The organism is Bradyrhizobium sp. USDA 4486 (assembly GCF_054057995.1).
In genome coordinates, this window is sequence record NZ_JBSRZV010000001.1 from 116,042 (window position 1) to 139,629 (window position 23,588).

21 protein-coding genes and 2 pseudogenes are annotated in these 23,588 nt (G+C 64.6%); 14 read left to right on the forward strand and 9 right to left on the reverse strand.

The features are described from left to right. Window positions 1-132: 132 nt before the first annotated feature. Window positions 133-2,824 (reverse strand): annotated as a pseudogene (locus tag ACVWY3_RS00540) (flavin-containing monooxygenase). 246 nt (window positions 2,825-3,070) lie between these two features. Between ACVWY3_RS00540 and ACVWY3_RS00545 the strand changes: the two are divergent. Together ACVWY3_RS00545 and ACVWY3_RS00550 are read left to right on the forward strand one after the other, a co-directional pair. Next, the gene (locus ACVWY3_RS00545) at window positions 3,071-3,247 is read left to right on the forward strand and encodes a hypothetical protein (RefSeq protein WP_231164101.1); all 177 of its coding nucleotides are present in this window, start codon (window positions 3,071-3,073) and stop codon (window positions 3,245-3,247) included. Between the two features lie 113 nt (window positions 3,248-3,360). Further along, window positions 3,361-4,821: a carboxylesterase/lipase family protein gene (locus ACVWY3_RS00550; protein WP_456836710.1), complete on the forward strand. Its 1,461-nt coding sequence runs from the start codon at window positions 3,361-3,363 to the stop codon at window positions 4,819-4,821. A gap of 135 nt (window positions 4,822-4,956) precedes the next feature. Here ACVWY3_RS00550 and ACVWY3_RS00555 read toward each other — a convergent pair whose 3' ends face one another. After that, entirely contained in the window at window positions 4,957-5,136 is a 180-nt protein-coding gene (locus ACVWY3_RS00555) for a hypothetical protein (protein ID WP_456836711.1), read from the reverse strand. A 157-nt stretch (window positions 5,137-5,293) separates the two neighbouring features. On the opposite strand from ACVWY3_RS00555, the gene ACVWY3_RS00560 reads away from it, so the two are divergent. Both ACVWY3_RS00560 and ACVWY3_RS00565 read left to right on the forward strand, forming a co-directional pair. Beyond that, window positions 5,294-6,091, forward strand: coding sequence for a DODA-type extradiol aromatic ring-opening family dioxygenase (locus ACVWY3_RS00560; protein ID WP_456836712.1), 798 nt, complete (start codon window positions 5,294-5,296; stop codon window positions 6,089-6,091). A 410-nt stretch (window positions 6,092-6,501) separates the two neighbouring features. After that, the gene (locus ACVWY3_RS00565) at window positions 6,502-7,272 is read left to right on the forward strand and encodes a phosphorylase family protein (RefSeq protein ID WP_456836713.1); all 771 of its coding nucleotides are present in this window, start codon (window positions 6,502-6,504) and stop codon (window positions 7,270-7,272) included. 24 nt (window positions 7,273-7,296) lie between these two features. Here ACVWY3_RS00565 and ACVWY3_RS00570 read toward each other — a convergent pair whose 3' ends face one another. From ACVWY3_RS00570 to glgC, 4 genes are all read right to left on the reverse strand, one after another. Further along, window positions 7,297-7,974: a nucleoside deaminase gene (locus ACVWY3_RS00570; RefSeq protein ID WP_456836714.1), complete on the reverse strand. Its 678-nt coding sequence runs from the start codon at window positions 7,972-7,974 to the stop codon at window positions 7,297-7,299. Window positions 7,975-8,252: 278 nt separating this feature from the next. Then, entirely contained in the window at window positions 8,253-8,513 is a 261-nt protein-coding gene (locus ACVWY3_RS00575) for a SemiSWEET transporter (RefSeq protein ID WP_157331162.1), read from the reverse strand. A gap of 30 nt (window positions 8,514-8,543) precedes the next feature. Further along, window positions 8,544-10,007: a glycogen synthase GlgA gene (gene glgA, locus ACVWY3_RS00580; RefSeq protein ID WP_456836715.1), complete on the reverse strand. Its 1,464-nt coding sequence runs from the start codon at window positions 10,005-10,007 to the stop codon at window positions 8,544-8,546. Next, the gene (glgC, locus tag ACVWY3_RS00585; RefSeq protein ID WP_456836716.1) at window positions 10,004-11,266 is read right to left on the reverse strand and encodes a glucose-1-phosphate adenylyltransferase; all 1,263 of its coding nucleotides are present in this window, start codon (window positions 11,264-11,266) and stop codon (window positions 10,004-10,006) included. The genes glgA and glgC overlap by 4 nt, the downstream gene beginning before the upstream one ends. A gap of 333 nt (window positions 11,267-11,599) precedes the next feature. On the opposite strand from glgC, the gene ACVWY3_RS00590 reads away from it, so the two are divergent. After that, on the forward strand, window positions 11,600-12,028 hold the full coding sequence (locus ACVWY3_RS00590; protein WP_456836717.1) for a hypothetical protein: 429 nt from the start codon (window positions 11,600-11,602) through the stop codon (window positions 12,026-12,028). A gap of 1 nt (window position 12,029) precedes the next feature. Here the strand turns inward: ACVWY3_RS00590 and ACVWY3_RS00595 are convergent, their stop codons facing one another. Together ACVWY3_RS00595 and ACVWY3_RS00600 are read right to left on the reverse strand one after the other, a co-directional pair. Continuing rightward, complete coding sequence (locus ACVWY3_RS00595) at window positions 12,030-12,281, reverse strand: hypothetical protein (RefSeq protein WP_456836718.1); 252 nt, start codon at window positions 12,279-12,281, stop codon at window positions 12,030-12,032. Window positions 12,282-12,578: 297 nt separating this feature from the next. After that, window positions 12,579-13,559, reverse strand: a complete 981-nt coding sequence (locus tag ACVWY3_RS00600; protein WP_456836719.1) for an ABC transporter substrate-binding protein — start codon at window positions 13,557-13,559, stop codon at window positions 12,579-12,581. A 475-nt stretch (window positions 13,560-14,034) separates the two neighbouring features. Here ACVWY3_RS00600 and ACVWY3_RS00605 point away from each other — a divergent pair, with 475 nt between their 5' ends. The 9 genes and pseudogenes from ACVWY3_RS00605 to ACVWY3_RS00645 all read left to right on the forward strand — a co-directional run bounded on the left by ACVWY3_RS00605 (window position 14,035) and on the right by ACVWY3_RS00645 (window position 23,005). After that, window positions 14,035-15,138, forward strand: a complete 1,104-nt coding sequence (locus tag ACVWY3_RS00605) for an ABC transporter substrate-binding protein (RefSeq protein ID WP_456836720.1) — start codon at window positions 14,035-14,037, stop codon at window positions 15,136-15,138. Continuing rightward, window positions 15,116-16,138: an ABC transporter permease gene (locus ACVWY3_RS00610; RefSeq protein WP_456836721.1), complete on the forward strand. Its 1,023-nt coding sequence runs from the start codon at window positions 15,116-15,118 to the stop codon at window positions 16,136-16,138. The genes ACVWY3_RS00605 and ACVWY3_RS00610 overlap by 23 nt, the downstream gene beginning before the upstream one ends. Continuing rightward, window positions 16,132-16,932: an ABC transporter ATP-binding protein gene (locus ACVWY3_RS00615; protein WP_456836722.1), complete on the forward strand. Its 801-nt coding sequence runs from the start codon at window positions 16,132-16,134 to the stop codon at window positions 16,930-16,932. The genes ACVWY3_RS00610 and ACVWY3_RS00615 overlap by 7 nt, the downstream gene beginning before the upstream one ends. Next, complete coding sequence (locus ACVWY3_RS00620) at window positions 16,926-18,098, forward strand: acyl-CoA dehydrogenase family protein (protein WP_456836723.1); 1,173 nt, start codon at window positions 16,926-16,928, stop codon at window positions 18,096-18,098. The genes ACVWY3_RS00615 and ACVWY3_RS00620 overlap by 7 nt, the downstream gene beginning before the upstream one ends. A gap of 24 nt (window positions 18,099-18,122) precedes the next feature. Further along, a pseudogene (locus tag ACVWY3_RS00625) lies at window positions 18,123-19,218 on the forward strand (LLM class flavin-dependent oxidoreductase). After that, the gene (locus ACVWY3_RS00630) at window positions 19,215-20,153 is read left to right on the forward strand and encodes an ABC transporter substrate-binding protein (RefSeq protein ID WP_456836724.1); all 939 of its coding nucleotides are present in this window, start codon (window positions 19,215-19,217) and stop codon (window positions 20,151-20,153) included. The pseudogene ACVWY3_RS00625 and the gene ACVWY3_RS00630 overlap by 4 nt, the downstream one beginning before the upstream one ends. A 369-nt stretch (window positions 20,154-20,522) precedes the next feature. Then, the gene (locus tag ACVWY3_RS00635; protein WP_456836725.1) at window positions 20,523-21,368 is read left to right on the forward strand and encodes a CmcJ/NvfI family oxidoreductase; all 846 of its coding nucleotides are present in this window, start codon (window positions 20,523-20,525) and stop codon (window positions 21,366-21,368) included. Window positions 21,369-21,471: 103 nt separating this feature from the next. Then, on the forward strand, window positions 21,472-21,786 hold the full coding sequence (locus tag ACVWY3_RS00640; RefSeq protein ID WP_456836726.1) for a septal ring lytic transglycosylase RlpA family protein: 315 nt from the start codon (window positions 21,472-21,474) through the stop codon (window positions 21,784-21,786). A 49-nt stretch (window positions 21,787-21,835) separates the two neighbouring features. Continuing rightward, window positions 21,836-23,005 (forward strand): Gfo/Idh/MocA family protein, encoded by a 1,170-nt coding sequence (locus ACVWY3_RS00645; RefSeq protein WP_456836727.1) that lies wholly within the window; start codon window positions 21,836-21,838, stop codon window positions 23,003-23,005. 182 nt (window positions 23,006-23,187) lie between these two features. Here the strand turns inward: ACVWY3_RS00645 and ACVWY3_RS00650 are convergent, their stop codons facing one another. After that, on the reverse strand, window positions 23,188-23,382 hold the full coding sequence (locus tag ACVWY3_RS00650; RefSeq protein WP_456836728.1) for a hypothetical protein: 195 nt from the start codon (window positions 23,380-23,382) through the stop codon (window positions 23,188-23,190). Between the last annotated feature and the right edge of the window lie 206 nt (window positions 23,383-23,588).

Genomic DNA, 23,588 nt, shown 5'->3' on the forward strand with positions numbered 1-23,588 from the left:
CGTCCTGCCCTCACGCAAAAAACACCCCAGCACGCTGGTTTGCGTGCCGGGGCCCACAACTATCGCTGCATCTCAATGCCACAAGCGTTCAACGCAGCGGCCGGGAAAAGGTTCCCGGCCACCTTGTTGCCGTCAGCTCGCGGCCGCCGCGATTCTGTGCCCCGGACTGACATGACCGTGGCTGGTCTCATCGCCGCGGCTGACCCCCGGCGGAAGCCCGGCAAAGCGCCGCAGCGCTTCGGCCATCTGCACGCGGCCCTGGACGCCGGTGATCACCACGTCGACCATCGTAAAGGACGAGTGGAAATGGCCGCGCGCCTTGAGCTGTTCGACCGGCACGCCCGCAGCCTGCATCGCCTCGGCATAGGCAATGCCCTCGTCGCGCAAGGGATCGAACTCACAGGTGACGACGAATGCCGGCGGCAGGCCGGCGACCTTGCCGCGCAGCGGCGAGACGCGCGGATCGGTGCGGTCGGCCGGTGAGCAGTAGAGGTCCCAGAACCAGTACATCAACGAGCGCGTCAGGAAATAGCCGGTCGCATTGTCGTTGTAGGACGGGCGATCGAAAGCGCAGTCGGTGACCGGACATACCAGCAATTGGCCGGCGATCTCAGGCCCGCCGCGGTCGCGCGCGAGCTGGCAGGTGACGGCGGCGATGTTGCCGCCGGCGCTCCAGCCGGCCACCAGCACCGGCCCCGGTCTGCCGCCGAGCTCGGTGGCATGCTCGGCGATCCAGCGCGCCGCCGCGTAGCCGTCCTCGGCCGCGGCCGGGAAACGATGCTCCGGCGCGTGGCGATAGCCGACGCTGACGAACATCATGCCGGTCCGCCGCACCATGTCGCGGCAGAACGGGTCGTCCGATTGCTCGTCGCCGAGCACCCAGCCGCCACCATGGAAATAGACCACGACCGGATACGGCCCCGGCGTCGCCGGCTTGTAGGCGCGGTAAGGCAGCGGGCCGTCGGCGCCGGGCAGGGTGCCGTCGACGATCTCGCCGATCGGTCGTCCCGCAGGCCGGCCCTTGTTGAACTCGTTGACGAAGGCGCGCGCACCGGTCGCGCCCATCGACTCGATCGGCGGCAGGTTCAGCGACGTGAGCAGGTTCATGACCAGCCTCACGTCGGGTTGCAGGCGCACGACTTCGCCGTCGTTGCACTGCTCGGCGCCGTTCGGGCCGGTGAGCCTGAAGCCGAGCATGCCGCGGCTGACGACCTCGTCGCAGATGCTGCGATAGGGACCGACGCCGCCGGTATAGGGCATCAGGCCCTGCACCTTGCCGGGTACGTTGGCGCCCGTGTACCAGGTGTTGGCGAGCCGGTGCAGCGTCAGCATCGAACAGTCGGCCATGTGCCGGCCCCAGCCGGCCTGCGCCGTCTCGGTCGGCTCCATCGTGGTGAAGCCGGCGTCGCGCAGCGCAACGAGGCGATCCACGACCCAGTCGACATGCTGCTCGATCGACCACCGCCATGTTCGAGAGCACCGACGGGCTGCCGGGCCCGGTGATCATGAAGAAGTTCGGGAAGCCCGCGACCGTGAGCCCGAGATAGCTCTGCGGCCCCTGTGCCCAGACATCGGACAGCGACTTGCCGCCGCGCCCGGTGATCGGATGCACGGCGCGGATCGCCCCTGTCATGGCGTCGAAGCCTGTCGCGAACACGATGACGTCGACATCGACATTGCGCTTGGCCGTGGTGATGCCGGTTGCCGTGATCGCCTTGATCGGCTCCTCGCGCAGATTGACCAGCGTGACGTTCGGCCGGTTGTAGGTCGCGTAATAGTTGGTATCGAGGCACGGACGTTTGGCGCCGAAGGGATGATCGTGTGGCGTCAGCGCGGCGGCCGTCTCGGGATCCTTGACGGCGGCGTGGATCTTCTCGCGGATCAGGTCCTGAACGATCTTGTTGCCGTCGATGTCAACGGCCTGATCGGCCCAGAGCTGCGTCAGGATGTGGACGAGGTCGCCGGCCGCCCAGGCGCGTTCGAAGCGCTCGCGGCGCTCGGCATCGCTCAATTGCCAGCTCACCACCGTCTGCTGCGGGTAGGGAACGCCGGCCATCGATTGGCGCGCCTGCTCGCGATAGGCCGCGCGATCGCCTTGCAGCAGGCTCATGCGATCCTGTGGCGGCGGGCCGTTATGCGCCGGCAGCGCGAAGTTCGGCGTGCGCTGGAACACGGTGAGATGCGCGGCCTGCTCGGCGATCAACGGGATCGACTGGATCGCCGACGATCCGGTGCCGATCACGGCGACGCGCTTGCCGGCGAGATCGACCCCGTCATGCGGCCAGCGCCCGGTGAAATAGACCTTGCCCTCGAAATCCTTGACGCCGTCGATCTCCGGCGGTTTCGGCGCGGAGAGGCAGCCGGTGGCCATGATGTAATGGCGGCAGGAGACGGGCGCGCCGTTGTCGGTCGTGAGCTGCCAGCGCTCGGCTGCCTCGTCCCATCTGGCTTCGGTGACCTTGGTCCTGAAGCGGATGTCGCGCCTGAGATCGTAGCGGTCGGCGACGAAGCCGAGATAGCGCAGGATCTCGGGCTGGGTCGCGTATTTCTCGGACCAGGTCCAGGCGCTCTCGAGCTCGGGATCGAAAGTGTAGCTGTAGTCGATGGTCTGGATATCGCAGCGCGCTCCGGGGTAGCGGTTCCAGTACCAGGTGCCGCCAACGTCGCCGGCCTCTTCGAGACCGATCGTCGAGAAGCCGGCCTTGCGCAGGCGGTGCAGTAAATAGAGGCCGGCAAAGCCGGCGCCGACCACGGCAACATCGACCTCCTGGGCGGTTCCGCGCGTCGTCCCTGAGGCACGCGTAGCAACCATTGCGTCAGGCATGGCATTCCCTCCCTGCTTTGTTTTGCCGGCAGGCTAGTCCCGCAGGCTCGGCTTGTCATCAGAGCAAGTGCAATCTTCGGTAGTCTGGTGCAGCGCGCGAAGGTTGTGGCGATACACGCGCCGCGATGCACAACCGCCGGGATTGTCCGGGCTAATCAGAGCACATCCTTCCGTGTATGCTTGCGGTTACAAGCCACGCGTGCCCAGGGCGTCATGACAGAGTTGAGTGAGCGAACCAAAGCGAACATGGACGTCGTCCTGGAGGAGACGTGCCGCCAATTGCCGCATGGCGGCGATCACGACAGCCGCAGGTTCATCGCCGAGCGCCTGATCGAGGCGGCAAAGGCGGGACATTCCACGCTCGGCGAGCTCGGCATCATCGCAAGGCGTGCGCTGGCGGAGATCATCGCGAAGAGCGGTTAGCTGCGGATGCGATGTGGCCGTGGTGACGCAAGCGGGGCGAGGGCAAGACAGCTTGCCTCGCGGTCAAGCACGGACGTAACCTCCGGAGAACCTCTGCGCATCGAGATCCCAAGATGCGGTCCGTGCTTCCGCTCGTCGCAGCTTCCGTATTGCTTTGCCTCGGCGGCCCGGTCGGGGCCCAGCCGGTCGGACAGTTCCCTTTTGCGCTGACGCGCGAGGGGCAGATGCTCGGTGCCGTCGAAGGCGAGGTGGCCTCGTTCAAGGGGCTGGCCTATGCGGCGGCGCCGGTCGGCGCGCTGCGCTGGCGGCCGCCGCAAGCGACAGTCGAGAGCTCGGAAATGCGTACCGTCTATGATTACGGCGCGCCGTGCCTTCAGCCGGCGCTGCCGGGCGCGAGCGAGGATTGCCTGACGCTGAACGTGTTCCGTCCCTTTGGGATCGACGGCCCGCTGCCGGTGATGGTCTTCATTCATGGCGGCGGTTTCGTCTCAGGCACGGCGAACGATCCGCTGTTCGACGGCGCGAAGCTCGCGCAGGCCGGCCTCATCGTGGTCACCGTGAATTATCGCCTCGGCGCGCCCGGCTGGCTCAGCCATCCCGCATTGTCGGACGGCGGCTCCGGCAATTACGGGCTGATGGATCAGCTCGTGGCGCTGCACTGGATTCACGACAATATCGCGGCCTTCGGCGGCGATCCCCGCAACGTCACCCTGTTTGGCAGCGATGCAGGCGCGACGTCGATCGCGCTGTTGATGCTATCAGCGCCATCGCGCGATCTGTTTCAGAAGGCCATCCTGCAATCGGTGCCCGGCCGTAGCCACTTGCGCTCGGCGCAGGAGGCGGAAGTCGTGGGAAGGCAGTTCGCAGCGGCGCTCGGGTCACAGGCGGATCTGCGCGCGGCCGAGCCGCGGCGCCTGCTGGCCGCCGAAAAACATCTGCTGGAAAAATCGCCGCACGGCTTTGCGCCATTCATCGATGAAGCTCTGGTGACCGGAGATGTTGCCGCGGGCTTTGCGGCCGGGCATGAAAGCCGCATTCCCCTGATCATCGGCTCGAACGATGACGAGACGGGTTTTGATACCGAGCTCGACATCAAGGAGGCGCTCGCAGCGTCAGGCGCCACCAGCGAGGAGCTGCGCAAGCTTTATCCCGATCTCGCCAAGCCTTCGGACCTCGCAGCGCGGTTCTACACCGACAAGGTCTTCTCCGAGCCGGTGCGGCTGCTGGCCCGCCTGCATGCCGCAAGCGGCGCGCCGACGTTTCGCTATCGTTTCGCTTACGTGCCGGAAGCGCGACGTGCAAGTCCCGACGGCGGTCACGGGCGGGAGCTGCAGTTCATCTTCGGCGCGGAAGGCGTGCCCGGTGCGGGCATCTTCTCGCGCCGCGACCGCGAGATCGCGAGCCGCATGCGCAGGTACTGGATCAACTTCGCGAGGAGTGGCGATCCCAACGGTCCCGACCTGCCGCGCTGGGACGCGGCCGCAGACCGCGATCGCCTGCTGCTGATCACGAACGAGCGCATCGCGAGCGGAGACGACCCGTTGTCGGAGCGTCTCGACCGGCTCGCGCGCTAGCACGAAATGGTTTTAGCTGAACGACTGGCCGCGGCCTCGTTCGAACCTCTCCCGCAAGCAAGCGGGAGAGGGGGCGCACCTTCTTCGTAGCTGCATCAGACTTAATCGCATCGTGCTTTGGCACGATAAGAGTACCTAGGCCGCGAGCTCGACGCGCGGCGCCGGGCTCAGCCGGTCTTCCTCCAGATAGTCCATCGTGCCGTCCTTCTCGACGGCATAGAACTGCTGGCCTTCCCGCGACTTGAAGGCGGCGCGAACGACGCCGCGGCGGCCCTTGTCACTGTTGACGACGTCCCCCAGCGCAAACTTCCTCATCTCACGTCCCTGGCAACCGGCCGACTTCTTCGGCCACACGGCAGCGATTTTGGGCGGCAAATCGTTAACGGCTTGCTAACCATACCGGTTTGCCTATGCTCGCCGCCGGTCGCGCGGCTGCTCCACGCGCATGTTGTCTTGAGCCGGACCCTTATCTATGACGCGATTTCCGACCTTGTTCCTGTCCCACGGCGGCGGCCCCTGGCCGTTCATGGAGGACAGGCGGGTGCAATACGCCAAGACCGCCGAGGCGTTCGGCCGGCTGCCGCAGCTGCTGCCGGAAAGGCCGAAGGCCGTGCTCGTCATCACCGGACATTGGGAGGCCGACGCCTTCACCGTGTCGACCTCGGCGCATCCGCCGATGGTGTACGACTATTACGGTTTCCCCGAGCATACCTATCACCTGAAATATCCGGCGCCGGGCAAGCCCGAGCTTGCAGCTCGGGTGAGGGCGCTGCTCAAGCACGCAGGGATCGATTGCCGGGAGGATCCCAACCAGGGCTTTGACCACGGCACCTTCGTGCCGCTGGGCCTGATGTATCCGAACGCCGACATGCCGATCGTGCTGCTGTCGCTGAAATCGAGCTACGATGCGGCCGAGCACATCAAGGTCGGGCAGGCGATCGCATCACTGCGCGACGAAGGCATTCTGATCGTCGGCAGCGGGCTGACCTATCACAACATGCGCGGCTTCGGCCGAGCGGAGTCCAAGCCCGTTTCGTATGATTTCGAGGCCTATCTGAACGAGGCCATCAGCAACCCGGATGCGTCGCGCCGGAACGCGATGCTGGTCGATTGGGAGAATGCGCCGAGCGCGCGCCTTGCGCACCCGCGCGAGGACCATCTGCTGCCGCTGATGGTGGCCGCCGGCGCTGCCGCCAGCGATGTCGGCAAGCGCGTTTTCGTTGATGAGGTCGCAAACGTCGCGATGGCGTCGTATGTGTTCGGCGGCTGAGCTTGGATGCCCTCACGTGACCGAGCCTAGGCAAAATATCGAAAACGACGCCCATGCAAAGTAGAATTACTTAGCAAAATCGCCGGGTGGGCAGGGGCTGGAGCGGCATTTTGACAACGTTTGATACGTCGGGCAAACAGCGGCAAAATTCGATCATGGCATCGCTCTAGCTCGGCCACATCAAGATCGAGAGCACGGGTGCGAGGAGTCCGCTGTGGGTTCGTTGCACCTTTGAAGGTGCGCGTCTCTGCCGCGATCAGGCGGCAGCTGTGGCGTCTGAGGCACAGTCCTCTAACAACTGGGTTCCAATCGGGGGGGCCTGTCGATTTTGTCTAGACGGGCAGTGCTAGTGGCGGCTTATTCTCGATTGTCCGAGTCTGGAGATCGTTTCAGGATTATCGACGCCACTGATGACACTGCATGTTGCGGTCAACGACGCTCAGATTGGCGCCCCTCGCCGTGACGTGAAGGCGGTCATCGCCCTCGTTGGACTTGCGATTGAAGCCAGAATAGCCGGCGCGCCAGCGATGATCGCTGACGGTGACCGGACCGCGTTTTACTTGCGGGACGCCGTCAGACATGGCGCGCGTGGCATTATTAGTTTCGGGGTATGCGGCGGGCTAGATCCGAAGCTTCGACCAGGTAACATTGTCATTGCCTCGTCGGTATTTGCCGCGAAAGATGAAGCCTATTCAGCTGACATCCCCTGGGCCGAGGAGCTCCTTCGGATGATCCCGGGTGCCAGCTACTCTGCGATAGCTGGTGTCGCTTCCCCCATGACAAGTCTTGAAGAGAGGCGGGACTTCCATGGCACCACCGGGGCGGTCGCCGCCGACATGGAGTCGCAGATCGTCGCTCGAATTGCTTCCGAACTCAGAATTCCCTTTGCTGTCTGTCGTGTTGTTCTAAACCCTGCTCATCGAAAACTTCCGAGGGCAGCGCTCATAGATATCGGACCCGCAGGTAAGCCTGAACTGCGTAAAATTGGACGTTCGCTTGTTCAAGACCCGGGGCAACTCCCTGCTTTTGGCCGGCTCGCCGTTGACTCTGTCATGGCGGTGATGGCTTTGCGCCGCGCCAAGCAACGGCTCGGAGCTCACTTTGCTTTCCCGCACCTGTGTTCACGAGACCCAGTCCCCATTCCGACGGGAGTGCCCGAAACGATAGCCGCACGCGCCTGATCCTGCAGCAGCGCGCTCCCGATCTCAGACTCCGGGCTTGTCCAGGTCCGAGATGGTGTTTGAATCTGTACGCCGGCGCAGCAAGACGTTACTCACCGAAAGAGCAGGCGCGGCCAAAATCTCCGCCAGCGAATTCCAGGAAAACTTTGGCCGAGGCGCCCCCGCATGGCACGAAGTCTGCTCGGCCGCTCGTCCGATGCAGCCTCGTCGTCTCATAAATCGCCAGGCGAGTGCGTTCCAGTCACGCCAGACCTGCTCGGCCCTTTGCGATAGCAAGCCAGAGACGATTTCCGGCGCAGGTCCGAAGACCTCAGGCAGCTTGCTCGACAAATTGTTGTCCGACAGAACGTCCCATCTCGAAAATCCGCCCATGACCGGAGATGAAATAGCGAACACCACGCGACCAATCCGCGCCTCCCGTGCCGGGAAAGAACACATTGGGCAAGGTTCGACGATTGAATACAAGGTGCAATCCGGCAAACGCTTTTGTCTTAGAATCTTCTGCGCTTCTGAAACAGCCACCAGTTCCGCGTGTCGGGTCACGTCGCATTCCGATGAAACGTGGTTGGTTGCTTCTGCGATGATCTGTCCTCGACACGCGATTACGGCGCTGAATGGCAGCTCTCCCTGCTTCACCCCCTGCCGAGCGAGTTCGATGCATCTTTCCATCATTCGCAGATCGTCAGCTTCTGATCTACTCATGGGCGGTCCCTCGGGAACGCAAAATTGGTGTTGAGAATGCTTTGGTTTCTCGCCGCCCTTCAAATTGCGCCGGCGCCGGAGCGACGAAGAATGATTCCGGCGCTGCTACGGAGGCGGCTCCTGCAGCCTGGCATATTGGCAATCAAACAACGGGCTACAAACGATCTGACTTGATCTGGATCAAAGGTCGTTTCCTTACAAGTACCGCGCTGACCACATGATGGCCGGTTCCCGGATTTATGGGAGCACGCGCTAAACCGCCCTACGCAGCTTCAAGCTCACCCGTACTTCAGCTTCATGAACAGGATGCCGCCGGCGAGCACCATCGTGACGGCGTTGGCGGCGACCAGCGGGGCGTCGCCGCTGAGCAGGCCGTAGACGAGCCAGAGCGCTAGGCCCAGCACCATGACGAGAAACATGCCGAGCGAGATGTCGCGGGCCGAGCGGGTCTTCCAGACCTTGATGAACTGCGGCGCGTAGGCGACGGTGGTGCAGGTTGCGGCGGCAAAGCCGAGCAGCTTGATCGCGAAGGGGTCCATGGCGGCTCTATAGCATGGATTCGACAATGGTCATGCCGCGTGGCGCGATGCCATGAGATCGCGATACAGCGCGGCATAGTCGCCGGCGCGGTTGCGCCAGGACACGTCGGTGGCAAGGCCGCTCAGTTGGAGGCGGCGCCAAGTGAGCTTGTCGTGGAAGGCGGTGTTGGCCTTGCGCAGCGTACCGGCGAGCGCCTCGGCGGTCACGGGACCGAACTTGAAACCGGTGGCATCGCGGTCCGACGTATCGGCCTCGTTGATATCGATGATGGTGTCCTCGAGGCCGCCGACGCGGGAGACGATCGGCACGGCGCCGTAGCGCAGCGCGCAGAGCTGGGTCAGGCCGCACGGCTCGAACCGCGAGGGCACGATCAGCGCATCGGAGCCGGCCTGGATCAGATGCGCCAGGATCTCGTCATAGCCGATGATGACGCCGATCCGGCCGGGATTGGCGCGGGCGGCGGCCTGATAGCGATCCTGCAGATCGCGGTCGCCGCTGCCGAGCAGAACCAACTGCATGCCTTCGGCCAAGATGGTCGGAATGGCCTCGAGCAGCAGATCGAGCCCCTTCTGCCAGGACAGCCGGCTGATGACGCCGAGCAGCGGTGCTTCGTCCGAGGAATCCAGATTGAATTGCTGCTGCAGGACTGCCTTGTTCGCGGCCCGGAACGTCAGGTCCCCGGCGCCAAAGCGGTAGGCGATGTGCGGATCGGTTTGCGGATTCCACACCTCGATGTCGATGCCGTTGAGGATGCCGCTGAGCACGCCGGCGCGTTCGCGCAGAAGACCGCCGAGGCCCATGCCGCCTTCGTCGCTCTGAATCTCGCGCGCGTAGGTCGGCGACACCGTGGTGATGCGATCGGCAAGCTGGAGGCCGGCTTTCAAAAAGCTGATGCCGCCGAAATATTCGAGGCCATGGACGTCGAACGAGGACTCCCAGGGCAGGCCGATCGCGCCGATCAGCCCTCGGTCGAACTTGCCTTGATAGGCCATGTTGTGGATCGTCATCACGGTGCCGGGCCGCGGACGATTGTCGTAGTGCAGATAGGCCGGCGCGAGCCCGGCCTGCCAATCATGGGCATGAACGACGTCGGGCATGAAAGCGGGGACGAGGCCGTGTCCGATATCGGCTGCGATGCGCGACAGCGCGGCGAAGCGGATGCCGTTGTCGGCCCAGTCGACGCCGTCGGTGGTGACGTAAGGATTACCCGGCCGCGCATAGAGATGCGGCACGTCGAGCACGAACAGGTCGAGGCTGTCATGGGAGCCTGCGAGCAGGCGTCCGGGGCCGCCGAAATAATCCGGCCAGCGCCGGATCTCATCCGCGCCCGTAAGCAGCCGCATCACGTCGGGATAGCCCGGCATCAAGGTACGCATCTCGACGCCGTGCGCCTTCAGCGCGATCGGCAGCGCGCCGGCGACATCGGCGAGGCCGCCGGTCTTGACGATGGGATAGACTTCGGAGGCGACCGCGAGGACGCGAACAAGCGTCATGTATTGAGCCTGTCGATCATCGGCTGGGTGATCAGCGTGATGCCCTGCTCGGTGGTGCGGAAGCGCTTGGTGTCGAACTCCGGGTCTTCGCCGACGACCAGGCCCTCGGGGATCTCGACGCCGCGGTCGATCACGACGTTCTTCAGCCGCGCGCCGCGCCCGACATTGACGTAAGGCATGATCACGGCGTTCTCGACATTGGCGTAGGAATTGACGCGCACGCCGGTGAACAGCAGCGAGCGGCGCAGCGAGGCGCCGGAGATGATGCAGCCGCCCGAGACCAGCGAGCTCACGGCCTGGCCGCGCCGGCTCTCCTCGTCATGGACGAATTTTGCCGGCGGGGCGATCTCGGCATAGGACCAGATCGGCCAGGCGCGGTCGAACAGATCGAGCTCCGGCACGACGTCGGTGAGGTCGATATTGGCGGCCCAATAGGCGTCCACCGTGCCGGCATCGCGCCAGTAGGCGCGTGGGTCGCTCCCGGAGCGGACGCAGGAGGTCGAGAACTGATGCGCGATCGCGCGGCCGTTCTTGACGATGTAGGGAATGATGTCCTTGCCGAAATCGTGGTTCGAGTTCGGGTCCTCGGCGTCGCGCTTGAGCTCGTCGAACAGGAATTTCGCGTTGAAGACGTAGATGCCCATGCTGGCGAGCGAGACGTCAGGCTTGCCCGGCATCGGCGGCGGATCCTTCGGCTTCTCCAGGAACTGCTGGATCCAGCCGTCCTCGTCGATATGCATGATGCCGAAGCCGGATGACTCCGCGCGCGGCATTTCGAGGCAGCCGACGGTGACGTCGGCGCCGCTGTCGACATGCTGGCGCAGCATCACCTCGTAGTCCATCTTGTAGATATGGTCGCCGGCGAGCACCACGATGAAGCGGCAGGCGTGCGACTCGATGATGTCGATGTTCTGGTAGATCGCGTCCGCCGTGCCGACATACCACATGTTCTCCGAGACGCGTTGGCTCGCAGGCAGGATGTCGAAGCTCTCGTTGCGCTCGGGCCGGAAGAAGTTCCAGCCCATCTGGAGATGGCGGATCAGGCTGTGCGCCTTGTACTGGGTGGCGACCGCGATACGGCGGATGCCGGAGTTGACCGCGTTCGACAGCGCGAAATCGATGATGCGGGACTTGCCGCCGAAATAGACCGCGGGCTTGGCGCGCCGATCGGTCAGCTCCAGCAATCGGCTGCCGCGTCCGCCGGCCAGGACGAAGGCCAGCGCCTGGCGGGCAAGCGGCTCGGGTCTCGCGGCACTCATGTCATCCTCCCACAACTCGGGCGCTTCGCGAGAGGCTCCCCCGCCGCGCGCATTGGAACCGATAGTAACGGTACGAATAGTAAATCGGGAAGGTGGTTGTTGGTTGCGAACACTCGGGAAGCTTAATGCTTTGCCGCGAGGGCCGGCCTGCCGCGCCGTCGTACCGCTGTCACATCGGTTCGGCCGGACGCGCCTCAGCGCGCCGGTCGGCCGCGTCTTGTGCGCCGCACGCAGAATCCAGGCTTGATAAACAGGCTTTGATTTGGCGCAAGGATGCCCGATCATGCCCACGCGATCCCATTTCCAAGCAAACGTCAGACAGGGAGCACGACGATGAGGATCTGGAAAACGGCAATTGCCTGTTCGCTGGCGAGCGCGGTCATGGCGGGCCAAATCGATCAGGCCAATGCGGCGCCGATGCCAACCAATGTCGCGGCCATGAAGGCGGCGGCCGCCGATGACGTCACGCAGGTGTATTGGCGCGGCGGCTGGGGCTGGGGCCTCGGCGGTCTCGCAGCCGGCGCGATCATCGGCGGCGCCATCGCCGCCAGCACCGCGCCTTACGCCTATGGCTATTACGGCGGCCCGTATTATGGCGGCTATGGCTACCCTGGCTACGGCTACGGTTATGCGCCGGCCTATTACGGATACGGACCGGCCTACGTTTACCCCAGATACTATCGGCCCTATCGCCCGTATTACGGCTATCGCTACGGCTACTACCGGCCCTTCTATCGTCCCTATTATCGCGCATATTGGTAAGCTAGAGCGACAGCCACACGATCAGGCTCATGCAGGCGAAATGCATGAGCACGATGGCGGCGAGATGCAGCGGGCCGGCGCGGAGGCGAGGTGCGCGCATCTCGGTGCCCCTTGGCGTGTTGGATTTGCCCATTGCCGCGAACACGGCGCGCTCCGTCCCCCGCTTGCGCAGGACAATCGCATGTGAAAACGGTGTGATTTTTGGCGCTACCGTTTCCACATCGTCATGGCCGGGCTTGTCCCGGCCATCCACGTCTTCACTCCTGCAAAGCAAGGGACATAGGCGAGCGAAGCGACGCCGTCCTTGCGGACGGCTATGCCCGGGCATGACGAGTTTGTGGAGCGATCGGCTGCTCACAAGACACATCGAACCTGCAGCACTATCCGCATATGCGATAGCCCTGCGCTTGCCGGGGAGAGTTGGGGAGAGGGTGTTTCCACGAGCGAGAACCCCCCAGAGGAGAAAGCCCTCACCCGGCGCCTCGCGCCGACCTCTCTCGCAAGCGGGACACGTGAAGCGAACTCCGCGGCTCGGTCCGAAGATCATCGTTCAATTCGATCCCGCCGCCGCAGCCGTGAAGCTGCGGTCAACGGCTTTGCTGACGTCGACTACCTTCGGCAGGATACCGTAGCGCGTCGAGCGGTCGGAGGCTTGCTGGATTTCCTTCACCACGTTCTCGTCGATCACGATCGGGCTGGTGCGCTGCGCAGTGTAGGCGGACAGCAGCACGTCCTCCGGCAGCCTGGTCAGCTCGGCGGTGTTCTTGGCATACTCGGCGAGATGATCAAGTGACCACAGCCGCGCCTTGTTCAGCCGCTGCACGATGTCCTGCACCGCCGCGCGCTTGGTCGCGATGGCGTTGTCGGAGGCGACGATGAAGGTGATGGTTGGCGTCAGGCCTTCACCGTCGGCGATCACGCGCGCCTTGTCCTTCAAGGTCGCGAACGAGACATAGGGCTCCCACACCGCCCAGGCATCGATCGAGCCTGCCAGCAGCGCGATCTTGGCGTCGACCGGGCCGAGCGGGGCGAAGGTCGCATCCTCCAGCTTGATCTGTGCCTTCTCGAGCGTCGCGTCGATCAGGAACTGGCCCCAGCCGCCGCGCGTGCCGGCGAGGCGCTTGCCTTTGAGGTCGGCCGCCGATTTGATCGGCGAATCCTGGCGCACGAGGATGGCTTGCGTCTTCGCATCCGAGCGTGTGCCGCCGATCGCCTTGATCGGCGCGCCGGCGGCGTAGACCGACAGGAACGAGAGATCGCCGGTGTAGCCGACGTCGAGCGCGCCGGCATTGAGCGCTTCCAGGATCGGCGCTGCCGCAGGAAATTCCGACCATTCGATCTTGTAGGGCAGGTCCTTGGCATAGCCGGAGATGTCGAGCAGCGAGCGGTTGCCGCCCTTCTGGTCGCCGACGCGCAGCACCACCGTGTCGGCGGCGAATGCAGCCGCGGCGGTCGACAGCGCGATGGCGGCGGCAAGCAGCGATGCGGCGAGCCGGCGGGTGATGGAATGATCGTCAGAGTTGATGCTCATGGGCCTGTCTTGTTGCTTTGCTCACGACGCGTGAGCGAACGATGCAGCGAGACGATCAAGTCTATGATCGCGCGATGCGCAGTCAATGAAATGGCCATTCGTATTGCGCGCGCATCGGGCAAGGACGTTTTTGCGAAGCGCAGCTTTCGAGAACGTGTCATCCGTGCGGCATGCAGTTGCGCAGAAATGCAGCAGGAGAGGGGGAAGTGCTGCGCTCTGCCAGCCGATGCGTCGGCAGAAATCGTTTCATCGCGCCTGCGCGCGCTGATGGAGAGAATAACTTCGCCTCGCGCTACATTCGAAATTCCATTTCATTGACGACACGGCGCGTGCGCCGCATGATTTGCGCATCGCATCAACGTGGCGCGCAAACGCCGACGGAACAAATTTCTCTCAACGCAGCTCCGCACGGAACATGCGCAACGTGGACCGTTGCGCACATGGCGGAGCCGTGACAGCGCAGGAGTGGGGACTGATGGAGAACGACAACAAGCGCAGCGGTTCGGGGCTTGACCGCCGTCATCTGCTCCAGGCTGGGCTTGCTGCGGCGTTCGCCGCGCCGCTCGGCGCCTTCGGAGCCGCGCAGGCCTTTGCGCCGCGCGCGATCGCGCCCGGCGTCGACTTCGCGGAATTCCCGCTGTGCCGGACCGCATCCGATGCGCCGGCACTGACGGGAGCCCCGCGCAAGCTCAAGCTGTCGTGGAATGCCGGCGCGGTGTGCCTCGCGCCGTTGCCCGTCGCGATCGAGCATGGCTTCTTCCAGAAGCAGAATCTCGACGTCGAGCTCGTCAATTATTCCGGCTCGACCGACCAGCTGCTCGAGGCGATCGCAACCGGCAAGAGCGATGCCGGCCTCGGCATGGCGCTGCGCTGGCTCAAGCCGCTGGAGCAGGGCTTTGACGTCAAGATCGGCGCCGGCACCCATGGTGGCTGCATGCGCGTGCTGACGCGCACTGACGCGGGCGTCGCCAAGCTTGCCGATCTCAAGGGCAAGATCGTCGCCGTCGGCGATCTCGGCGGCCCCGACAAGAACTTCTTCTCGATCCAGCTCGCCAAGCTCGGCATCGATCCGAACAAGGACGTCGACTGGCGCGCCTATCCCGGCAACCTGCTCAACGTCGCCGTGGAGAAGGGCGAGGTGCAGGCCTTCCTGTCGTCCGATCCGCTGGCCTATCTCTGGCTCAAGGACAGCCAGTACAAGGAGGTCGCCTCCAATCTCGACGGCGAATATCGCGACAAGAGCTGCTGCATCGTCGGCCTGCGCGGCAGCCTCGTGCGCGAGGAGCCGCAGGTCGCGCGCGCGATCACGCAGGCGCTGCTCGATGCCGCAATGTTCACGGCGCAAAATCCGGCTGTCGCGGCAAAGTCGTTCCAGCCCTATGCGCCGAAGGCGGCAACGCTCGCCGACATCGAGGGCATGGTGCGCTACCACGCCCATCAACATCACCCCGTCGGCGACGTGCTGAAGCGCGAGCTCAAGGCCTATGCCGACGATCTCAAGAGCGTGCAGGTGTTCAAGCAGAGCACCGACACGGCCAAGTTCGCGGAGCGCATCTATGTCGACGTATTCGCTGTCTGACGGCCTCGCCTCCGGCGCGCCGCGCACCTCGCGCGCGCCGCTGCTGGCGAGTTGGCTGCGCGACTCCGGCGCCGGAGTCGCCGCGGGCATCGCCTGGATTGCCTTCGGCCTGTCCTGCCTGTGGTGGGCGGATGTCGGCGACTGGTCGCGCACGCATTCGCTCGGCATCGCCGCCTTCGTCATCGCGGCCATAGCGCTGTTCGGCACCGTCGGCGCCGACTATCTCGGCACGGCTGGAACGGCGCTGCACAAGCGCGCGCCCTGGCTCGTCGCGCTCGGCGTGTTCTTGACGTTGTGGGAAGTCGCCACCGCAAAATTCGCCTGGCTGCCGCTGCCGTTCTTTCCGCCGCCGCAATCGATCATCGAGGTCTACACCGACGATCTGCCAAAGCTGCTGGACAGCGTGTTCGCCTCGATCAGGCTTCAGCTCGGTGGTTATCTCATCGGCGCGACGATCGGTTTTCTGACCGGCGTCTCGATCGGCTGGTCGCGCGCGGTCGGCTATTGGGTGCATCCGGTGCTGCGCTTCATCGGCCCGCTGCCGGCGACCGCCTGGCTGCCGATCGCGTTTTTCACGTTCCCGTCGAGCTGGAGCGCCTCGACCTTCCTGATCGCGCTCGCAACCGGCTTCCCGGTCACCGTGCTGACCTGGTCCGGCGTCGCGAGCGTCAGCAACGCGTATTACGATGTCGCGCGCACGCTGGGCGCAAAGCCGTCCTTCCTGGTGCTGAAGGTCGCGATCCCCGCGGCGCTGCCGCACGTCTTCGTCGGTCTGTTCATGGGGCTCGGCTCGTCCTTCGCGGTACTCGTCGTCGCCGAGATGATCGGCGTCAAGGCCGGCCTCGGCTGGTATCTGCAATGGGCGCAGGGCTGGGCGGCCTACGCCAACATGTATGCGGCGCTGATCGTGATGTCGCTGCTCTGCTCCGGCGCGATCACGCTGCTGTTTGCGATCCGCGACCGGCTCCTCGTCTGGCAGAAGGGGACAGTCAAATGGTAGCCGCAGCTGCTCTCGCCGAAGCGATCACCCATCCGGCCGCCGGCGCCGCGCTCGACATCGAGCAGGTCAGCCACGCCTTCGACATCGACGGCACCGAATTGCCTGTCCTCAGCGATGTCAGCATCGCGGTCGAGCCGGGCGAGTTCGTGGCGCTGCTCGGGCCCTCCGGCTGCGGCAAGTCGACCTTGCTGCGGCTGGTCGCGGGCCTCGACAAGCCCAAGGCGGGCACGCTGCGCGAGGACGAGGCGCGCATCACCCGGCCGCATCCCTCGCGCGTGGTCGTGTTCCAGGATCCGACGCTGTTTCCCTGGCGGTCGGTCTGGGACAACGTCGCCCTGGGCCTCGAGGCCCAGGGCATCTTGAAGAGCCAGCGGCAGCGCGTCGACGACGCGCTCGATCTCGTCGGGCTGTCGTCGTTCCGCAATGCCTATCCGCACCAGCTCTCCGGCGGCATGGCGCAGCGCGTCGCGCTGGCACGGGCGCTGGTCAATGATCCCAAGATCCTGATCCTCGACGAGCCGCTGGGCAAACTCGACTCGCTCACCCGCATCACCATGCAGGCCGAGCTGGTCTCGCTCTGGCAGCGCAAGGGCTTTACCACGCTCCTCGTCACGCACGATGCCGAGGAAGCGCTGGTGCTCGCCAACCGCGTCATCGTGTTCAGCGAGCGGCCTGCGCGGGTGAAGGCCGACATCCGTGTCGACCGGCCCTATCCGCGCCATCGCGGCGATCCGTATCTGGCCGATCTGCGCCGTCAGATCCTTGGGCTGCTGGGGCTGGACGCCACATGGTGACAACCGCAGCCCAGGGGCGGGCAGCTCATAGCGATCCCGACTTCATCGCGCGGGCCGAAACGCTGGCCGATCGTTTTGCCGCGCGCGCCGCCGAGCATGATCGCACGGGCAGTTTCCCGTTCGAGAATTTTCGCGAGCTGTCAGAGGCGGGCCTGTTGTCGTTGACCGTGCCGGCGGCCCATGGCGGGGCCGGCGCGGGCGCACGATATGCTGCGAAAATCCTCGGCATCATCGGCAAGGCCGATGCCTCGACCGCGCTGGTGCTGTCGATGCACTACATCAATCATCTCGTGATGGCGCGGAGCCCGACCTGGCCGGCGCGGCTGTCGCGCAAGCTTGCGCGCGAGAGTGTCGAGGGCCTCGCACTCATCAACGCGCTCCGCGTCGAGCCGGACCTGGGCTCGCCCGCGCGCGGCGGCCTGCCGGCGACCATTGCACGGCGCACCGAGACCGGCTGGCGCTTGTCGGGTCACAAGATCTATTCGACGGGATCGCCGATCCTGAAATGGTACCTGGTCTGGGCCCGCACCGACGAGGCCGAACCGCGCGTCGGCCAATTCCTGGTGCCGGCGGGCCTGCCGGGGGCGCGCATCGTCGAGACCTGGGATCACCACGGCCTGCGCGCCAGCGGCAGCCACGACGTCATCTTCGAGGACGTCGTGATCCCGCTCGATGCCGAGATCGATGTCCGCAAGCCCTCGGACTGGCGCACGCCCGACGTTGCGCAGGCAACCGTCCACACCATTTTCGTCGCGGCGATCTATGACGGTGTCGCCCGCGCGGCGCGCGACTGGCTGATCGGCTTCCTGAAGACGCGGGTGCCGGCCAATCTTGGCGCGCCGCTGGCAAGCCTGCCGCGTGCCCAGGAAATTCTCGGCGGCATCGAGGCACGGCTCGCGGTCAACGCACGTCTGATCGACAGTTTTGCGTCCGATTTCGACGAGGGCTTGCAGGCGAGTGCGATCGAGTCCAACATCGTCAAGCTGACGGTGACCAACAACGCCGTGGCCGCGGTGGAGGACGCTTTGTCGCTGACCAGCAATCACGGCCTGTCGCGCAAGAATCCGCTGGAGCGGCATTATCGCGACGTGCTCTGCGGGCGTGTCCATACTCCCCAGGACGACTCTACGAGAATCTCTGCCGGGCGCGCCGCGCTGGGCATCTGACCAATCACAAATGGAGTTCCCCTGATGTCGGTCGAGTTCATCGGCTTTATCGCGAACAGCAATGCTTCCGAGACCATCGTGCGACAGGGTCCGGTGCTTGATCCGAACTATATCGAGACCGTGGCCAAGGCGCATGAGCTCGCCGGCTTCGACCGCGCGCTGCTGGCGTTCCATTCGACGACGCCCGATGCGCTGCAGGTCGCCCAGCATGTGCTGACCATCACCAAAAAGCTCAAGGTGATGATCGCGCAGCGGCCGGGTTTCACCGCGCCGACGCTGCTGGCGCGCCAGCTCGCCACGCTCGACCAGCTCTATGGCGGCCGCGTCTCGCTGCACGTCATCACCGGCGGCAACGCCACCGAGCTCAGGCAGGACGGCAACACGCTCGACGACAAGGACGAGCGCTACGCCCGCACCAGCGAATTCCTCGACGTGGTGCGGTTGGAATGGACCAGCGAGAAGCCGTTCAACTACAGCGGCAAGTATTACGCCGTCGAGAACGGCTTTTCGCAGGTGAAGCCGGTTCAGAAGGGCGGCATCTACACCTTTGTCGGCGGCGGCTCGGATGCCGCGATCGAGGTTGCAGGCAAGCATGCCGATACGTTCGCGCTGTGGGGCGAGTCCTATGCGCAGGTGCGCGACGTCACGGCGCGCGTTCATAATGCAGCCGTCAGGTACGGGCGGCCGACGCCGCGCTTCAGCCTGTCGGTGCGGCCGATCCTCGCCGACACCGAGGAGGCCGCCTGGAAGAAGGCCGACGAGATCCTCGAACGCGCCACCGCGCTGCAGGATCAGACCGGCTACCGCCGGCCCAATCACGCCACCGACGGTGCCAAACGGCTCCTGGCGCTCGCCGACCAGGGGCGCGCGTATCGACAAGCGGCTGTGGACCGAGATCGCAAAGCTGACCGGTGCCAACAGCAACACCACCGCGCTGGTCGGCACCCCCGAGCAGGTCGCCGAAGTGTTCGGCGACTATTACGATCTCGGCGTCAGCCATTTCCTGATCCGCGGCTTCGATCCGCTTCCCGATACAATCGAGTACGGCCGCGAGTTGATCCCGCTGACGCGCAAGCTGATCGCCGAGCGCAAAGCCGTTCGCGGCGAGGCCGCTGAATGATCCGCCTGATGCTGGCCGGCGCGCTGCTGCTCGGTTCGCTTGAACTGGCGGCGGCGCAAACCACATTGCGTGTCGGTGACCAGAAGGGCAATTCGCAGGCGGTGATGGAAGCCGCCGGCGTGCTCAAGGACGTGCCGTACAAGATCGAGTGGAAGGAATTTCCGGCGGCGGCCCCGCTGCTGGAGGCGCTCAGCGCCGGCGCGATCGAGACCGGGCTCGTTGGCGATGCGCCCTTCACCTTCGCCGCCGCCTCCGGGGCGCCGGTGAAGGCGATCGCCGCGATCCGGCAGACGCGCGAGGGGCTCGCGATTCTCGTGCCGGAGAATTCGCCGATCAAGAGCTTCGCCGACCTGCGCGGCAGGAAGATCGCAACCGGCCGCGGCTCGATCGGCCATCAACTCATCCTCGCCGCGCTCGAGAAGAACGGCTGGAGCGCGAGCGACGTGCAGATCGCGTTCCTGGCGCCGTCCGATTCCAAGGTGGCCTACACGCAGGGCTCAGTGGATGCGTGGTCGACCTGGGAGCCGTATGTGAGCCAGGAGGAGGTGCTGTTCAAATCACGCCGCATTATCACCTCCGAGGGCCTGACGCCGGGTCTGAGCTTCCAGGTGGCGCGGCCTGATGCGATCCGCGACAAGCGCGCGGAGCTCACGGACTTCGTCCGGCGCCTGACCGCGGCGCGGGCGTGGTCGCTGAACAATATCGACAGCTATGCCGCGACCTGGGGCAGGCTGATGAACATCCCGACCGCCGTGCCGCAAAACTGGCTCTCCCGCGCCAAGATCCGGATCGCGCCGATCGACGGCGGCGTGGTTGCGGACGAGCAGGGCACGATCGATCTCTATTTCCGCTGGGGACTGATCAAGCAGAAGCTGGATGCAGCGGAAATCGTGGATCGCTCGTTTGCGGATGCGATCGCGAAGGCGGGGCTGTAGGCTTCAACGTGCAGCGCTGCATCTAACCCTCTCCCCTTGTGGGAGAGGTGGCTCGCCGCGCCAGCGGCGAGACGGGTGAGGGGTTCTGTCCGCGCGCTCATCACTCACTATTGAAATCGCCGATAGATGCCCCTCATCCGGCGCTTCGCGCCACCTTTTCCCACAAGGGGAGAAGGAAGAAGGGCTCTCGCAAACGTTCAAGCATCCGTGAAGCGGGAAGAACACGTTCCAGCCCGATCGCCCTTCCCGAACCGTTCCTTCTACGTTTCGCTCTGACGACAACACCGTCATTGCTATTTGCACCGCCTCCCTTGCGCCACGCCGCACTCCCGCAAAAATCAATGCGACGACCACATCGGGAGACCGGCCATGGGCCTGCAAGAAACAAAAATCGAGTCGCTTCCCTTCGTCACCGCCGAACTCAACTATCTCGCGCCGACATCAGGCAAGCCGCGCACCTATGCCTTCGACCCGCCGCCCGGCGAGCCCAAGAGCACCTCGCTGCCGGAGCCGCATCAGGTGCCGATCTTCGATGCGCGCCTGATCGCAGACAATTTCTCGCTCGACCGCGAGGGTTTTGCGCTGGTGCGTCATCCGACCCGGGTGAAGGACTTTTACGACGAGGAGGAAATTCGCAGCGTCTATTATCCCGCGGTCGAGGCGTTCCTGCGCGCGGCGCTGAAGGCGGATCGCGTCGTGATCTTCGACCACACGGTGCGCAAGCGCGTCGAGGGTGCTGCCGACATCCGCGGCGCCGGGCCGCGTCAGCCGGCAACGCGTGTCCATGTCGACCAGACTGTCGTCTCCGGCGCCAACCGCGTGCGCGAGCATCTGCCCGACGAGGCCGACGAGCTGCTGAAGGGCCGCGTGCAGGTAATCAACCTATGGCGGCCGATCCGTGGACCTTTACGCGATTCACCGCTGGCGATGGCCGACGGCACCACGGTCGCGCCTGAAGATCTCGTCGCCTCCGACCTGATCTATCCCAACCGCCGCGGCGAAACCTATTCGGTGAAATACAATCCCAACCATCGCTGGTTCTATTTCCCCGAGATGACGCCGGACGAGGCGCTGCTGCTCAAATGCTATGATTCCGCAACCGACGGCCGCACGCGGTTCGGGCCGCACACGGCCTTCGTCGATCCCACCACGCCGCCGGATGCGGCGCCGCGCGAAAGTATCGAGGTCCGGACGCTGGTTTTTCACAAACAGTAACAAAGTGTGATGGCACTGCCGCGCATTGCGCGGCAGTGTTTTGGGAACTTACGGGAACAAAACGACGTTTGCAGCGCCGGGCAGGTCAACCGGGAGCGGTGCCGTGCGAGCGCAAACGATATTCTTGCTTGGTTTGACGACTTCATTTCTCCCTTTGATTTCAGTTGCACAGGCCGAAAGTGGACTTGCCTCCTACTATGGATATGGCAGGGCAGGAAAAGGCGGAGAGCTGACCTGCGCGCACCGCACGCGCCCGTTTGGCAGCGTGTTGCGGGTGTCCTACAGCGGGCGCACGATCCAATGCCGCGTCAACGATCGCGGCCCGTTCATCCGCGGCCGTATCGTCGATCTCTCGGTGCCCGCCGCCCGCGCGCTCGGCATGATGAGCGCGGGCGTGGTGCGGGTCTCGGTGGATTAGGCTTTCGAGCGCGCTATAGTGCCACCCAAAGCAAGGGGGAGGGGGCGCTATGGCCAAAATCAAGGTTGGACTCGTCGGCTGCGGCTTCGTGTCGGAGCTGCATATGTATGCGTTCCGGCGCGTTTATGGCGTCGATGTCGAGGTCGCGGCGGTGGCCGCGCGCGGTGACAAAGTTGTCGCGTTCGCCCAGCATCACAATATTCCGCGCGTTTATCGCAGCTTTGCCGAATTGATCGCGGACCGCGAGCTCGATGTCGTCGACATCTGCACCCCGCCCAACCTCCATGCCGAGATGATCGTCGCCAGCATGGAGGCGGGCAAGCACGTGATCTGCGAAAAGCCATTCGCGGGCTATTTCGGCCGCGAGGGGGACGCGCAACCGATCGGCAGGCACGTGCCGAAGGCCCTGATGTATGAGCGCGTGATCGAAGAGATGGACAAGACGCGGGCCGCGATCGAGCAGACCGGAAAGCTCTTCATGTATGCCGAGGACTGGATCTATGCGCCCGCGGTGACCAAGATCGCGGAGATCATCAAGGCAACGAAGGACAAGATCCTGTTCATGAAGGGCGAGGAGAGCCATTCCGGCTCGCATGCTGCGCACGCGGCGCAATGGGCGATGACCGGCGGCGGCTCGCTCATCCGCATGGGCTGCCACCCGCTCTCAGCCGTGCTGTATCTGAAGCAGGTCGAAGCCCGGGCGCGCGGCGAGAGCATCCATGTCGCCAGCGTCAGCTGCGATGTCGGCAACGTGACGGCGAGCCTGAAGCCGGAGGAGCGTACCTATATCAAGGCCAATCCCGTCGATGTCGAGGATTGGGGCACGCTCACGGCGACTTTCTCCGACGGCACCAAGGCCACCGTGTTCTCCGGCGACATGATCATGGGCGGCGTGCGCAATTTGATCGAGACCTACACCTCCGGCGGCTCGCTGTTCGCCAACATCACGCCGAACACGCATCTGGTGAGCTACCAGACCAGCGAAGAGAAGCTTGCCGGCGTCTACATCACCGAGAAGGTCGATCGCAAGACCGGTTGGCAATATGTCTGCCTCGAGGAGGAATGGACGCGCGGCTATTTGCAGGAGATTCAGGACTTCATGGAGTGCGCCGCGAGCGGACGGCAGCCGCTGTCGGATCTCGCGCTGGCCTATGAGACCATCAAGGTGAACTACGCCGGCTATTGGGCCGCGGAAGAGGGGAGACGTGTGGTGCTGTAGGCCGCTGCCACGCGCCGCTGCTCGCCGAGGCCCTTGCCCACCAGGCCCCGATCGCCATCATGATCGCGATGGTCATGCACGAGAGACAGGCAATCGACGCAGTATAGAATTCGGCTGTGCTCAATGTTGCCTCCTGAACAAGTGCGGCCGTTCTCAACGGCCGCTGGCGGGAGGAGAGGCGCCTATTTGCTGGTGCGGTTCAACTCCGCCTCATGCTGCGCGTCCGTCTCCGCCTCCGGATCGGCAGAGTCGTCGTCCGGCAGAACGAGTTCGACCTGCTTGCCGGTGAGCAGAAGCTGTTTGCGCATTTCCGCCAGGCGGGCGCGGCAGAATTCCCTGTAGAGCAATTCGAGTATGGCGGGCATTTTCACCCCCATCGCTGGATCTCACGACCTGAGAAATTTTCTGATTCCGGCTGGACGGGCGCAATGCGTGCCGGTCCTGCGCGACGACGATCGTCGGCCGTCAACCGAATTAAGGCGTGAAAACAGCGTGAAACGAATAAAGGCGGGCAGGAGAGCACCGGACGAAAGCACGTCTCGGCGGAACAATGGGCGAGAGGTTCGCGCGTGACGAGAACCTC

Coding starts and splice junctions, on each gene's coding strand:
- ACVWY3_RS00545 (WP_231164101.1), top strand. CDS start 3,071: ATGGACGTCGTCCTGGAGGAGACGTGCCGCCAATTGCCGCATGGCGGC.
- ACVWY3_RS00550 (WP_456836710.1), top strand. CDS start 3,361: ATGCGGTCCGTGCTTCCGCTCGTCGCAGCTTCCGTATTGCTTTGCCTC.
- ACVWY3_RS00555 (WP_456836711.1), bottom strand. CDS start 5,136: ATGAGGAAGTTTGCGCTGGGGGACGTCGTCAACAGTGACAAGGGCCGC.
- ACVWY3_RS00560 (WP_456836712.1), top strand. CDS start 5,294: ATGACGCGATTTCCGACCTTGTTCCTGTCCCACGGCGGCGGCCCCTGG.
- ACVWY3_RS00565 (WP_456836713.1), top strand. CDS start 6,502: ATGACACTGCATGTTGCGGTCAACGACGCTCAGATTGGCGCCCCTCGC.
- ACVWY3_RS00570 (WP_456836714.1), bottom strand. CDS start 7,974: ATGAGTAGATCAGAAGCTGACGATCTGCGAATGATGGAAAGATGCATC.
- ACVWY3_RS00575 (WP_157331162.1), bottom strand. CDS start 8,513: ATGGACCCCTTCGCGATCAAGCTGCTCGGCTTTGCCGCCGCAACCTGC.
- glgA (WP_456836715.1), bottom strand. CDS start 10,007: ATGACGCTTGTTCGCGTCCTCGCGGTCGCCTCCGAAGTCTATCCCATC.
- glgC (WP_456836716.1), bottom strand. CDS start 11,266: ATGAGTGCCGCGAGACCCGAGCCGCTTGCCCGCCAGGCGCTGGCCTTC.
- ACVWY3_RS00590 (WP_456836717.1), top strand. CDS start 11,600: ATGAGGATCTGGAAAACGGCAATTGCCTGTTCGCTGGCGAGCGCGGTC.
- ACVWY3_RS00600 (WP_456836719.1), bottom strand. CDS start 13,559: ATGAGCATCAACTCTGACGATCATTCCATCACCCGCCGGCTCGCCGCA.
- ACVWY3_RS00605 (WP_456836720.1), top strand. CDS start 14,035: ATGGAGAACGACAACAAGCGCAGCGGTTCGGGGCTTGACCGCCGTCAT.
- ACVWY3_RS00610 (WP_456836721.1), top strand. CDS start 15,116: ATGTCGACGTATTCGCTGTCTGACGGCCTCGCCTCCGGCGCGCCGCGC.
- ACVWY3_RS00615 (WP_456836722.1), top strand. CDS start 16,132: ATGGTAGCCGCAGCTGCTCTCGCCGAAGCGATCACCCATCCGGCCGCC.
- ACVWY3_RS00620 (WP_456836723.1), top strand. CDS start 16,926: ATGGTGACAACCGCAGCCCAGGGGCGGGCAGCTCATAGCGATCCCGAC.
- ACVWY3_RS00630 (WP_456836724.1), top strand. CDS start 19,215: ATGATCCGCCTGATGCTGGCCGGCGCGCTGCTGCTCGGTTCGCTTGAA.
- ACVWY3_RS00635 (WP_456836725.1), top strand. CDS start 20,523: ATGGGCCTGCAAGAAACAAAAATCGAGTCGCTTCCCTTCGTCACCGCC.
- ACVWY3_RS00645 (WP_456836727.1), top strand. CDS start 21,836: ATGGCCAAAATCAAGGTTGGACTCGTCGGCTGCGGCTTCGTGTCGGAG.
- ACVWY3_RS00650 (WP_456836728.1), bottom strand. CDS start 23,382: ATGGGGGTGAAAATGCCCGCCATACTCGAATTGCTCTACAGGGAATTC.